Below are 12,111 nucleotides of genomic sequence, written 5' to 3' on the forward strand. Positions count from 1 at the left end.
AGGGGGGTCACGGCCGTCCCAGAGCCGGGTCGAAGGTATCGAGCACGTATTCGAGCTGCTCCGCGGTGAAGGCTCCGGGATGCCGCACCACCACCGACCCGGCCGGGTCCAGGATCACCGTGTAGGGCAAGCCGGTGATCTGGAACCTGCCGGCGAGGCTGCCGTCGCGGTCGGCGGCCAGTGGATAGGTGACACCGGCGCGCGCGGCGAAGGCGAGCCCGGAACCCGTAGCGTCCGAGACATCGATTCCCGTGAACGTCACCCCGCTGCCGTCCTTTGCGAACTCCGACTGGAGCTGGGGGAGTTCTTGAACGCACGCGGTACAGGTGCTTGCCCAGAAGTTGATCACCTCGTACTTTCCGGTCGAGGGTGCCGTGCCGACCATTGAGGACGGTTCGCCGAGCGAAGGAAGCCGGGCGGGAGTCGGGGTGTCGCCGAGATGGGCAGAGTGGTGCACTGCGGTCGTGATGGCGGGACCGCCGATCGGTCCGCGGATGCTCGCCGGCAGGAGCGAGACGGCCAGTTCGGCCATGGCGTGAGCGAAGAGGGCGGTGCTCGCCGACCCGGCACCGAAGCCGCCGACCTGCGACTGGATGCCTTTCGGGTCGATGAAGAACAGCTGGGTCCCGTGCTCCACGGTCCTCGCCTTCGCGTCAAGGGCGATCGGCACGCCGTACTTCGTCGCTACCGCGGCGAGGGTCGCGGCCGAGCCGGTACCGAAGTACCAGTTGGAAGCCGACCCGAGGCCGTGATCATCGGTCCAGGTCTTCACGTCGGCCACCGACGGGTGGTACGGGTTCGCGTTGATCGACACGAACGCCACGTGTTTGGCGAGCGGTCCGAGGTCGCGGTCGGCGGCCGCGACGTCCTGGGCGAGCAGGGTGCAGAGATCCTCGCACTCGTCGTCGTTGAAGCTGAGTACCACGACGCGCCCCGCGAATTGCGTGAGGGTGAGGGGCTTGCCGCGCTGGTCGATGAGGGCGAAGTCCGGCATCGCGGTGTGACTCACCCCGAGATCGGCGAGTTCGAGCAGCGAGGCCGCGGGTCGGCCGATCCCGGCCGAAGCATCCGCCGCCGTGGTCGGCGACGACGTGGGCGGCCCCGGAACCAGGGCGACGATGAGCAAGACCACCAGGGCAAGGGCGAGCACGCTGCCGGTGGTGACCCAGAGGATCCAGCCGGACCCGGTGTTGGCCTTCGGCCCTTTTCTCGGGCCGGTCTCAGTGTCCATCGGGGTCGTTCTCCATTCTGGCTGGCGCCGGTCGGTGTCGGGTGGACACTGCGGCGACCGCGAAACCGGCGAGCACCGTCATGGCCAGTGCGCAGCCGATGAGGAGGGGAAAATCCGAGAGCGCGCCATTGACGGCACCCTGAATCGTTGCGACGGCCCGGCTTGCCGCCGTGGTCGACAGCGGGTCGACAAGCTCGGTCACCCAATAGTCGATCAGGTACACGCCGACGAGCGCCTCCAGGGCGTTGGCGAGAGTCGGTATCAGTCGGCCCGCGCGGCGCAGTGTCCGCACCAGTCCGCCACTCGCGTGGGCGGCGATCAGGCCGAGGCCGGTGACGAGAGCGCCCATCCCGAGTGCGTAGGCCACAAAGGTCGCGACGCCGGCGACCAGGCCGAGTCGGGTGAACGTGCCGGCGACCCCCGCGATGAACAGGGGAAGAGCGCAGGTGAGGGAACCGACCGCGTACGCGACGCCGAAACCGGCCATCGCGATCGCCCCGGTGCCGGAGCGGAAGCGCATCACCGGCACGGCGATCCTCGCCTGGCGACCGAACAGTCCCGCCGTTCCGAGGACGGCGAGGGACACCCCGACGACGATCATGAACCACGGTGCCGCATCGACGACCAGCTGCACCCCGGCCGACGCGAGCAGTCCGACCGTCGCGAACACGGCGATGAATCCGAGGGTGACGCAGCCCCCCGCCGCGAGGGCCGCGATCGTGCGCGGACCCCACCCGCTCCGAGTTTCTCGCCGGGCGAAAAGCGCCAGATAGCCCGGCAGCAGCGGGAAACCGCACGGGTTCACAGCGGCGATGAGACCGAGGGTGAAGGCATAGGCGATGGATGCCGCGGGCGTCACCGTGATTGCCGTCGGGCGAGGGACGTGAGGTACTCGTTGTAGGCGACGCGCTCGGCATCGCCGTCAGAGTCCGCCTTGCGGTCGGCGGTGCGCTCGTGGCGTTTTTCAGACCGCTGCCACTGCAGGAAGAGCACGCCGAGCACGATGAGGGTTGGCAGCTCCGTGAAGCCCCAGGCGATGCCCCCACCCAGCGCCTGGTCGGCAAGGGGGTTCACGCCCCAGGACGTATTCGGAGTCGCGTAGAAGTGCACGATGAGGTCGACCGACATCATCACGATCACGCCGAAGAACGCATGGAACGGCACTGTGATGAAGAGTTCGAAGATGCGCAGCACCGGAGCACTCAGCCGGCGCATCCCTCTCCTCGCTTGTCGGGGCGACGGATCGACTCCCATGACTCCCCAGAAATAGAGCATCCCGATGGCCAGGAAGTGGAGGAGCATGACATTGTGGCCCCACATCGAGCCCATCAGGAAATCGAAGGCGGGGGTGAAGTAGAGGCCGTAAAGGCTCATCAGGAACAGTGTGATGGTCACCACCGGATGGGTGAAGAAGCCCGCGACCCGACTGTGAAGAACTCGCAGGATCAGCTTGCGAAGGTTCACCCCGCCGCCCGGCTTCGCCGGCAACGCCCGCAATAGCAGCGTCACCGGGGCCCCCAGCACGAGGAACACTGGCGACAGCATGCTCAGCGTCATGTGCTGCACCATGTGCACGCTGAACAACTCCATGCCGTACCCGTCGATACCGGTGGCGGTAACGAGCAGAACGGACGCGATGCCGGCGGTCCACCAGATGGTGCGACTGGCCGGCCAGCTGATTCCTCGGCGATTCAGTCGCCACACCCCGAACAGATACAGCGCGAGAAGCGCAGCCATGAGCAGGGGGATGATCGGGATCGGCTGCGGATGCCAGGCCAGCAGGCGCGCGAGGGTGGGGGGAAGCTGAGGCATCCACATCGGGCCGGTCATGTCATCCATTGCCCGTCACGCCTCACCCAATCTCACTTGTAGTTTTGCAACTATTGCAAGATTACACGCGAGTATGCTGCGTTTCGCCTCCGCGGCGGGCACTGACCGCGCCTCTTACAGGAAGTACCTCAACCAGAGATAGGGCAGGCAGAGGCTGACCGTGACCGCCGTGACGATCAGTCCGTACTTGGTGAAGGTCCAGAATGAAATCGGCTGGCCGTTGCGCTTTGCGATGCCGAGCACGACGACATTCGCGCTCGCACCGATCGCCGTCGCGTTCCCTCCGAGATCCGCACCCAGCGCCAGCGCCCACCACAGCGGGTGAGCCGCAGAGCCGCCGGCCTGCACCAGGTCGTTCGTCAGCGGGGCGAGCGTCGCGACGTAGGGGATGTTGTCCACGATCCCCGAGAACACCGCAGAACCGAACAGGAGACCAGTCGCTGCGCCGAAGTAGTTGTCGCCGACCGCCTCGGTTGCGGCCTTCCCGACCATCGAGATGACGCCGAGATTCACCAGAGAACCGACCATGATGAACAGCCCGGCGAAGAACAGCAGGGTTTCCCATTCCACGTCCGCAAAGATCTTGCGGGTCTCCAGCTTGGTGATGAGCACGAGCAGTCCCGCGCCGAGCAGCGCGACAATCGCGGGCGCGAGCCCGATTACCGGATGGAGCACAAACCCGGCGAGCACGAGTCCGAGCACAACCAGCGACTTGATCAAGAGGGGAACATCGCGGATGGCCTCCCTCTCGTTCAATGCCATTATTCGCTCGACCCTTGTGGCGTCGTAGGTGAGCTGCTTGCGAAACATCAGCCAGCACAATCCGATGAACACGACGAGAAGAATGGCCACTATCGGGGCGAGGTTGATCACGAAGTCGTTGAACGTGAGACCACCGCGGCTTGCGATGATGATGTTGGGGGGATCCCCGATCAACGTCGACGTTCCTCCGATGTTGCTCGCCATCACTTCAGCGATAAGGAACGGAATCGCGGGCATTGCGAGTCGCTCGCAAATCAGCAGCGTCACCGGTGCGATCAGCAGCACTGTGGTCACATTGTCGAGAAATGCCGATAACACTGCCGTGATGACGACGAGCATGACCATGATCACGAACGGGCGACCACGGGCACGTTTGGCGGCCCAGATTGCCAGGAATTCGAAGACGCCGGTCTGCTGAAGGATCCCCACGATGATCATCATCCCGAGCAGGAGGAAGATGACGTTCCAGTCGATTCCGCTGTCTTCCGAGAAGAAGACTCCGTGGTCGTCGGTCGCTCCGATGATGACCATGAGCGCCGCGCCGACGAGGGCGACGGTGATCCTCGGAACCTTCTCGGTCGCAATCAGCACATAGGCGCCGATGAAGACTGCGAGCGCGAGGGCTATCTGAATCGTCACGCGCCGTCCTCGCCGTTCGGGCGCGGGGAGCAGAGGGCGAGCACGGCGTCTAACACGACAGGGAGGGTGAGGAACACCGGTGGCGCTCCGGCAGCGCCCTTCACCTGGGCGACCTGGGCACGGGCATCGGCCATGCGGGCGGCGACTTCGACGATGGTGGCATCCGGCTCCACGACCAGGAGGTCGTAGACACGCACGCTTTCGTCATCGAGGAGTTCGCCGATGGTGTGGTCCTTGGCGTGCCCGAAAACCTCTTCGGCTGCGCCCTCATCGAAGACCCCGGCGAGAGACAGGTCGTCGAGTACATAGCCGGGCAACATGAGTTTGAGGACATCGACAGCGGAGACCACGGCGGCAGGTATACCTGATCGGTCGACCACGACCAGCCCGGCGAGACGGTCCGCGGCAATCAGCCGCGCAGCCTCGAGGGCGGACGAATCCCGCCCCACCAGGGGGAAAGTGGTCTGAAGGTCTGATGCGCGCACGGTGTCCTCCTCGATGTTGGCAGCACAAAATAATGCCGACCAGACTTCCCGGCTCACCTCCGTCGAGCGTATCCGCTTCTCGACGTCCGTGCCGCGCCCCTGTTCGCGCGATTCCCGGAGGGGGATAATCGACCCACGTCGGCAGGCCTCGAAAGCTCGATCTGCCCCTCGGGCGACCGCGGGGAATCGCCAGCCCGGCCTTTCGGAGAGGACAGCGCAGTGACCGATGATGGTGTGGCGCCGGAGACAGGCGAGGTCGCGACGGAGTTGCTCGCCGCGATCGACCTCGGGTCTGAGATCCCGGGCATGGACGGAAGACAGCTGAGGATGCGGCTGGTGACCATCGAGCCCGGCGGCGTCTTCGGGCCGGTCCACGACCACGTGGGGAGGCCGGGAGTCGTCTACGTGCTGCAGGGCGTCATCACCGACCACAGGGATGGCCTCGCCACGGAGTACGGGCCGGGTCTCGGCTGGCCCGAGGACCACCACACACTGCACTGGCTCGAGAACCGCGGATCCGTCCCTGCCGTTGAGATATCGGTCGACGTCGTCAGGGGTGGAAGCTGACGCTCGGGACATCCGCCCTGGCGGGTGTTGCTCCCGGGATAATTGAGCAGGGGACCGGCGCTGCCGGGAGGAGGATCGATGAACACCATCGGCGTCGTCGGCCTCGGCCGCATGGGCCTTCCGATCGTGGCGAGGCTCTGTGGTGCAGGCTTCGAGGTGTCCGTCTTCGATCTGAGCCCGGCCGCCGTCGATGCGGCCCGCGAGTTCGGTGCTCGCCCCGCGGTGTCGGCCACGGCGCTCGCGTCCCGGGTCGACACGCTCATCACCGTTCTCCCCGGTGGAGGCGAACTCTCCGGTGCGATGCTGGGATCCGACGGGATTCTCTCGGCGATGCGCCGAGGTTCCTGCTGGCTGGACCTCACCAGCGCCGACCCGCGGATCGTCGCTGACCTCGCCGTAGTGGCGGCCACCGCCGGGGTGGAGTGCGTCGGCGCGCCCATGGGAGGAGGACCGGACTCTGCAGTATCCGGAGCCCTCAGGTTCTTCGTCGGGGGCGGCCCGGACGCCGTCACGCGAGTGCGCCCGATCCTCGAATCGCTCGGCGGGCCCGACTCTCTCACCGTGATGGGGCCGGACATCCGGGCGGGCTATACGACGAAGCTCCTCGCGAACACCCTGTGGTTCACCCAGGCCGTCGCGGTGACAGAGGCCCTTCTCCTCGGCCAGGCGGCCGGGCTCGATGTGCTCTCCCTTCGTGACGCCCTCGCGGCCAGCGCGGGCGGCAGCGTCTTTCTCACGGACTACAGCGATGCGCTCCTGTCTGGCGACTACCTCACGACCTTCGGCATCGACCGGGTGGTGGAAGAGCTCGACGCCGTGACCGCCCTCGCCTCGGCCCTCGAAACGCCCGGCGACCTCACCGCGCACGTGGCGACACTGCACCGGGACGCACTGGAGCGCTTCGGCCCGGTCGACGGCGAGCTCCTTGCGGCGAAGCTGTTGGAGGAGCGAGCGCACCGCACTCTGCGGGCCGACAGCGGGCGATGAGACGGATGACGCGGCCGGGAGTGCCATGCTGGACGCTGACGGGGCCGACCGGCCGAGAACAGCCGTCCGAAGGAGTACACCGTGGATATGCGCCTGGAACTTGTTCCCCTGCCCTCGAGCGACGTCGACCGCAGCAGAGAGTTCTACGTCGACCGCGTGGGTTTCCGCCTCGACCACGATGTGGAACCGGGCAACGGGATGCGCGTGGTGCAGCTGACCCCGCCCGGGTCGGCGTGCTCGATCGTGATCGGGGTGGGGATCAGTGATCCGAGCGCGGGGCCGGTGCTCGGGCTCCATCTCGTCGTCGACGACATCGAGGCGGCGCGCGATTCGCTTCTCGGCACCGGGGTGGATGTCTCGCCCATCAGCGACCTCGGGGGCGGTGTGCGCTACGCCTACTTCAGCGATCCCGACGGCAACTCCTGGGCGCTGCAGCAGATCTCCCGCTAGCGCGGCGAGCTAAGCCCCGGAGCCAGCCTCGCCGAAGATGCGCTCGAGTTCGCCGAAGCTCTCATCGATCATCTCCGCGGGGGTGCGGGGATCGTCCCCCGCGGCCCACCACGTGAGCGCCGAGAAGGTGGATCCCAGCAGCGCGGTAGAGATCACGCGGGCCCGCAGGGACCCGGTCTCGAGCCTCTCGAGCCTCGTGATGTGCGCTTCGAGAACTGTGGCTGATTGCTCGAGCTGCGAATAGCCCCACGCCCGCACCACAGCGGATGAGCCGATGATCCTCAGCCTCAGGCGGGTGATCTCGGTCGCCGAGTCGAGCGAGTGCATCGCGGTGACCCAGCTTCGGTGCAGCAGTGGCACTACGGCGTCGCCTGTTGCATCCGCGATCTCCCGCTCGAGAACGGCGGCGAACTCGGACATTCCACCCCAGACTATGGATGCCTTGGTGGGGAACAGGCGGAACAGGGTGCGCCTGCTCACGTCTGCGGCATCGGCGACCTGGTCCATCGTCACGTCGTCGAGCCCGAGCTCGTCGAACAGGCGTAGTGCCACCAGGCTCACCGCCTCGGGATCGACGCTCGGCGGGCGTCCCCGGCCACGGCGGGGGGAAGCGGGGGCGACGGTCATCCTCACAGGATACTTCGCCGGGGACAATTATGGCACTGAGTGCTATATTTTGAGTCCACGCCGACCCGCGGCACTGAGCACGAAGGAATGGTCTGTCATGAGCATCACCCCGATCGTCGATCGCTTTGCCGGTCGAACAGTCATCGTCACCGGAGCCGGCAGCGGCATCGGACGCGCGACGGCGGTTCGCCTCCACCAGGAGGGCGCCCGCGTCATCGCGGCAGACATCTCCGCCGAGCGACTCGCGGAGCTCGCCCTCGAGTATCCGGGCGATCGAATGGTCACCGTCACGGGTGACGTGAGCAAGCAGGAAGACGTCGATTCCCTTGTCTCTGCAGCCGGCGCGACGATCGATGGCCTTGTCAACAATGCCGGGATCATGGATGCCTTCCTGCCGACGGCCGAGATCACCGATGACGTGTGGGAGCGCGTGATGCGCATCAACGTGACATCCCAGATGCGCACCATGCGCGCGGTGCTGCCCGGAATGGTCGATGCTGGTTTCGGCCGCATCGTCAACCTGGCCAGCGAGGCGGGAATTCGTGCGGGGGCGTCGGGCACGACCTACGCAGCATCCAAGCACGCGGTCATCGGTCTCACCAAGAGCACGGCGCTCTTCTACGGCCCGAAGGGCGTGCGCTGCAATGCCGTCGCCCCTGGCGCCGTCAAGACCAACATCGAGGCCCCCTTCCTGTCGGCCTGGGCGGGCGAACGACTCGGCCCGATCATGCAGACGACCATCCCAGCGCCCGCAGAAGCCGAGGAGCTCGCCGCCTCCATCTGCTGGCTGCTAAGCGAGGACTCCTCCAACGTGAACGGCGCGATTCTCATGTCGGACGGCGGTTGGTCCACCGTCTGACCGGCTCCCGCGGGCACGGCGTCACTTCAGCGACTGGTGTGGCGCCGTGAACGCGATCGAACTCGCCGTGACTCCGACCAGTCCGAGGTTCACGCGCAGCATGGTCGGGGGCAGCTCGTCTCCCGGCGGTGGCGTCGCTGCCCCGAGCGTGAGCGCTGTGCCGTCGACCAGGGTCGCCGTGAGCGAGTCGAGATAGACCTGCACGTTGCCGCGCAACTGCATCCGGGTTGCGTTGGTCACCAGTGATGGCCCGGTCGCCTTCCGCACGTCGAGAAGGAAGTCGTCGACGGTGACGCCGTCTGCCACAATCCTGAGCGCGGTAGTACGCGTTCCATCGGCGAGCGGAACGGTGACGACGGTGACCGAGTGCAGGCCGGAGATCGAGATCGACGAACCACCGAGCTGGGCGGCTGGCAACGTGAAGGTCGGGGCTCCGGCATCCGGCACTCCGACCACCGGGGCGGGGGCGGCCGGGGCGGGTACAACACCGCCGGGGATCGCCGGCACCGCGGGGATCAGGCCCTTCGTCGGCGCCGGTGTGGGCGTGGGCGTGGGTTGTCCCGATCCGCACTGCATCAACAGCGGAATGCACATCCCCGCGCCCGGAACGCGCGCGGCGCCGATGCCCGAGAGGGACATCACCAGCACGGCGACGAGAGCGATCGAGGTGCTGGCCCCGCCCGGGCGCCGTCGAGCCGCGCCGGTCAGGACCGGCCCGACACAAAAGGGGACGACTCCGTGGGGGACGACTCCGCAGCGGTCGATTCCGCGGCGTGCGCGGCTGACTTCGGCATCCAGGCGACGATCAGCACGCCACCGACAGCGCCGAGCAGCATCCCGATGAAGAATCCCCCGAGATTAACTCCGATGAGGGAGTACACCGAGACGGCGAGCACGAGCACGCCATAGAAGATGCGGTGCACGGGCATCGCCATCGCGAGCACGCCGAGCAGCACCATCAGCAGCGGGATAATCGTGGCCTGCAGGCCCTCGATGCCCACCTGGACATGGATCTTGCCCACGTCGAGTTGACCGGAGAAGAACATCTCCACTCCGGCGAGAGCGGCGAGAACCGCGCCGACGAACGGGCGGCGTCGACGCCAGGCCGAGAAAGCGGCGAAGCGCGTCATCAGAAGCACCCCTTGCTGCCGTCCGTCAGCTGCAGGTGCATCCCGGTGAGCGTGAACACGGATGCCTGGGTGGACCAGGCGGTCTGCTGGAGTCCGACGATCTTGAGCGAGTCGGCGTCCTGCGCGAAGTCCCCGGCGGTGCCCTTGTGGCTGGTGTTCACCGTCGAGGCGTCGACTCCGATGCGGATGTTGTTGAAGGTCGAGTCGCCCTTGAGATCGGTCATCCCGATCTGCAGGTCGGTGGCTGTCGCGGGCGCGCCGCCGCCGCCCGCGGTGATCAGCAGTCCGACCTTGCCGAGTGGGGTGTCGGTGACCACCGACTGGCAGAGATCGGCAAGTTTCGCCGAGGCGATATTGGCGATCGCGACCTGGTGCGGCTTGCCGGCCGTGTCGTTGGTGACGCCGGCATACTGCGAGAACCCGGTGCCATCGAGCTGGGAGGCGCTGATCTGGAACTGGCTGCCCGACACCGCGAACGAGACCGGTACGGCGCCGTTGGCCACCCCGCCCATGAGTACGGTGGCGACGACGGCGACCGGCACTGCGGCGAGCACAATGCGTCCGGCGTGTGTTCCTGTGAGGTTTCGGAACTTCATAGATCCTCCTTGATCCACACCAAATGACTCATTTGATCGCTATAGAAAGAGCGACGCCGCCGGAGGGGAACTATGACGCGGATCCGGGAAAATAGTTTTCCGGAGGGCGGTGCTCGTAGACTCGCCCGCATGCCCCCAGCCGACGACCCTGCCCTCCTCCTGCGTTCGGCGGCGCCGATGGACCTCGCGATGATCCTTCGCGGGGAACGGCTGTATCTTCAGCAGATCGAGCCGGAGAACGAGGCCCGCTGGACGGCCGCGCTGGATCGAAACCTCGAGCTGTGGGTCGCGAACCTCGAGCGCACGATCGTGCTCGAGGCCGACGGCGAGCCGGCGGGCTACGCGATGTGGATGCCCAGGGACGACGGCGCGACCCTCGTGACGATGCACGTGCTCCCGGCGTACCGGCGCCACGGATTCGGAGCCCGGCTCCTCGGGTGGTTCGCGACGGACGCGGCGGCCGCGGGAAACAGTCGCCTCGATCTCGGCGTCCACCGCGACAATCCCGCGCGGCGGCTCTACGAGCGCGATGGCTACCGGCTCACCGGCGAAGACGGGGACTACCTGCTCTACTCGCGCGCGGCAGCGGCCTAGAACTCGAGAAGGTTTCCCCTCGCGCCATCCGAGCCATACTCGCGGCGCAGCACTCCTCGCTTGCGCAACTCCGGCACAAGCAGGTCGAGATAGCCGTGCACGGTCACCGGGTGCAGGTCGCCGGAGAAGATGAAGCCGTCGTTGTCGGCCTCGTCACCGAGGCGCTGGATGAAGTCCGCGACCTGCCCGAGGGTGCCGACGAATCCGGTGCCGTCGGCGATGCGGCCCTTGCGGGCCTTACGAACGGCGAGGTCGCGAAGGGTCTGGGTCTCGAAGCTGTCCGAGCCGCCGAGCAGGCCGTTGATCGTGCCGCGGGACACATTCTGGCCGAACACCGAGATGTCGAGCGGCTTGTCGAGGTCGAGGATGGTGAGGTCGGTTTCGAGGTCGCTCGACTGGCCCGCGAGAACCGCCCGCACCTCGGCATCGGACGGATGCAGCGAGGCGGCGACGATGCGATCCACCTCCTCCTGGCTCGCAACGATCTCCGGCTTGAAGACGAAGAGGATCTTGATGTCTTCCGCCCGTCGTCCGCGAGCGACGGCAGCTTCGTGCACCTTCGCGCGATAGGCGCGCACACCGTCGACGGTGAGCGGTGCGAGCGCCAGCTGCACGTCGGAGTTGCCGCCCGCGAACGACAGCCCGCGTCCCGAACCGCCGGGGGAGACGATGAGGGGATCCCCCGCCTCGAACGGCACGGCGTTGAGCGGGCCGTCGAGGGTGAAGTACTCACCCTCGTGATGGAAGGCGTCGATGCGACTGCCGTCCGCGAACTGGCCGGTGGCGGCATCCTGAACGAGAGCCCCCTCGTCCCAGCTGTGCCAGAGGCGTCGCACCACGGTGAGCCATTCCTCAGCGCGATCATAGGCCGCGTCGTGCGACAGCTCGTCGAGCCCGAAGTGGCGTGCGCTCTTCACGTCGGTCACCAGGTTGATCCCGAATCGGTTATCGCTGAGGTGCTGCAGCGTTGCGAACTGGCGGGCGGCGAGGTAGGGAGGGTAGGCACCCGCGTTGATCGTGGGCGCGATCGCGATGTGGGAGCTCGCCTCGAAGAGGTAGGGGGTCAACAGCAGTGGGTCGAGCTTCGGCCCGCCGTAGGCGGCCCGCACGCGGAGGTCGAGGGTCTCGGGTGAGCCGAGGGAGAGGGCATCCTCGATGATCAACAGGTCGAGCCCGGCCTGCTCGAGTTCGCGGACGGACTGCTGGTAGAGCTTCGGCGAGGTCCACCGGTAGTTCCACTGGTAGTCGGGGCGTCCCCAGCCCTGTGGGCCGAATCCGCGACCGAAGAACCATCCGAAGTGCTGGAGTCGTGTCATGATCGTCTCTCTGTGGGGCGTGCGCTGGCCTCTCGACC

At 66.8% G+C, this 12,111-nt stretch carries 15 protein-coding genes; 5 read left to right on the forward strand and 10 right to left on the reverse strand.

The annotated features are described in order from the left end of the window. Positions 1 to 7: 7 nt before the first annotated feature. The 5 genes from ACVXZ4_RS02485 to ACVXZ4_RS02505 form a co-directional block, all read right to left on the reverse strand. On the reverse strand, positions 8 to 1,231 hold the full coding sequence (locus ACVXZ4_RS02485; RefSeq protein ID WP_461796667.1) for a redoxin domain-containing protein: 1,224 nt from the start codon (positions 1,229 to 1,231) through the stop codon (positions 8 to 10). After that, the gene (locus ACVXZ4_RS02490; protein WP_461796668.1) at positions 1,221 to 2,090 is read right to left on the reverse strand and encodes a cytochrome c biogenesis CcdA family protein; all 870 of its coding nucleotides are present in this window, start codon (positions 2,088 to 2,090) and stop codon (positions 1,221 to 1,223) included. Before ACVXZ4_RS02490 ends, ACVXZ4_RS02485 begins: the two co-directional genes overlap by 11 nt. Beyond that, complete coding sequence (locus ACVXZ4_RS02495; RefSeq protein WP_461796669.1) at positions 2,087 to 3,070, reverse strand: cytochrome c oxidase assembly protein; 984 nt, start codon at positions 3,068 to 3,070, stop codon at positions 2,087 to 2,089. The genes ACVXZ4_RS02490 and ACVXZ4_RS02495 overlap by 4 nt, the downstream gene beginning before the upstream one ends. 105 nt (positions 3,071 to 3,175) lie before the next feature. Then, positions 3,176 to 4,462: an ArsB/NhaD family transporter gene (locus ACVXZ4_RS02500; protein ID WP_461796670.1), complete on the reverse strand. Its 1,287-nt coding sequence runs from the start codon at positions 4,460 to 4,462 to the stop codon at positions 3,176 to 3,178. Then, positions 4,459 to 4,947 (reverse strand): CBS domain-containing protein, encoded by a 489-nt coding sequence (locus ACVXZ4_RS02505; RefSeq protein ID WP_461796671.1) that lies wholly within the window; start codon positions 4,945 to 4,947, stop codon positions 4,459 to 4,461. The genes ACVXZ4_RS02500 and ACVXZ4_RS02505 overlap by 4 nt, the downstream gene beginning before the upstream one ends. 219 nt (positions 4,948 to 5,166) lie before the next feature. Here ACVXZ4_RS02505 and ACVXZ4_RS02510 point away from each other — a divergent pair, with 219 nt between their 5' ends. The 3 genes from ACVXZ4_RS02510 (at position 5,167) to ACVXZ4_RS02520 (ending at position 6,951) form a co-directional block, all read left to right on the forward strand. Then, complete coding sequence (locus tag ACVXZ4_RS02510) at positions 5,167 to 5,514, forward strand: cupin domain-containing protein (protein WP_461796672.1); 348 nt, start codon at positions 5,167 to 5,169, stop codon at positions 5,512 to 5,514. A gap of 78 nt (positions 5,515 to 5,592) precedes the next feature. Beyond that, positions 5,593 to 6,501 carry an NAD(P)-dependent oxidoreductase gene (locus tag ACVXZ4_RS02515; RefSeq protein ID WP_461796673.1) on the forward strand — a complete coding sequence of 303 codons (909 nt, stop codon included), beginning with the start codon at positions 5,593 to 5,595 and terminating at the stop codon, positions 6,499 to 6,501. 81 nt (positions 6,502 to 6,582) lie between these two features. After that, on the forward strand, positions 6,583 to 6,951 hold the full coding sequence (locus ACVXZ4_RS02520; RefSeq protein ID WP_461796674.1) for a VOC family protein: 369 nt from the start codon (positions 6,583 to 6,585) through the stop codon (positions 6,949 to 6,951). A gap of 9 nt (positions 6,952 to 6,960) precedes the next feature. Here the strand turns inward: ACVXZ4_RS02520 and ACVXZ4_RS02525 are convergent, their stop codons facing one another. After that, complete coding sequence (locus tag ACVXZ4_RS02525; protein WP_461796675.1) at positions 6,961 to 7,578, reverse strand: TetR family transcriptional regulator; 618 nt, start codon at positions 7,576 to 7,578, stop codon at positions 6,961 to 6,963. A gap of 97 nt (positions 7,579 to 7,675) precedes the next feature. Here ACVXZ4_RS02525 and ACVXZ4_RS02530 point away from each other — a divergent pair, with 97 nt between their 5' ends. After that, positions 7,676 to 8,437, forward strand: coding sequence for an SDR family NAD(P)-dependent oxidoreductase (locus ACVXZ4_RS02530; RefSeq protein WP_461796676.1), 762 nt, complete (start codon positions 7,676 to 7,678; stop codon positions 8,435 to 8,437). A gap of 21 nt (positions 8,438 to 8,458) precedes the next feature. Here the strand turns inward: ACVXZ4_RS02530 and ACVXZ4_RS02535 are convergent, their stop codons facing one another. The 3 genes from ACVXZ4_RS02535 to ACVXZ4_RS02545 form a co-directional block, all read right to left on the reverse strand. Continuing rightward, a complete protein-coding gene (locus ACVXZ4_RS02535) occupies positions 8,459 to 9,076 on the reverse strand; it encodes a hypothetical protein (RefSeq protein WP_461798046.1) in 618 nt (205 codons plus the stop codon). A 65-nt stretch (positions 9,077 to 9,141) separates the two neighbouring features. Beyond that, complete coding sequence (locus ACVXZ4_RS02540) at positions 9,142 to 9,567, reverse strand: DUF6114 domain-containing protein (RefSeq protein WP_461796677.1); 426 nt, start codon at positions 9,565 to 9,567, stop codon at positions 9,142 to 9,144. After that, positions 9,567 to 10,163: a DUF6230 family protein gene (locus ACVXZ4_RS02545; protein ID WP_461796678.1), complete on the reverse strand. Its 597-nt coding sequence runs from the start codon at positions 10,161 to 10,163 to the stop codon at positions 9,567 to 9,569. The genes ACVXZ4_RS02540 and ACVXZ4_RS02545 overlap by 1 nt, the downstream gene beginning before the upstream one ends. 129 nt (positions 10,164 to 10,292) lie before the next feature. On the opposite strand from ACVXZ4_RS02545, the gene ACVXZ4_RS02550 reads away from it, so the two are divergent. Beyond that, entirely contained in the window at positions 10,293 to 10,757 is a 465-nt protein-coding gene (locus tag ACVXZ4_RS02550) for a GNAT family N-acetyltransferase (protein ID WP_461796679.1), read from the forward strand. Here the strand turns inward: ACVXZ4_RS02550 and ACVXZ4_RS02555 are convergent. Then, on the reverse strand, positions 10,754 to 12,073 hold the full coding sequence (locus ACVXZ4_RS02555; protein WP_461796680.1) for an LLM class flavin-dependent oxidoreductase: 1,320 nt from the start codon (positions 12,071 to 12,073) through the stop codon (positions 10,754 to 10,756). The two genes, ACVXZ4_RS02550 and ACVXZ4_RS02555, sit on opposite strands and share 4 nt — an antisense overlap. Between the last annotated feature and the right edge of the window lie 38 nt (positions 12,074 to 12,111).

The organism is Lacisediminihabitans sp. FW035, from assembly GCF_054880895.1.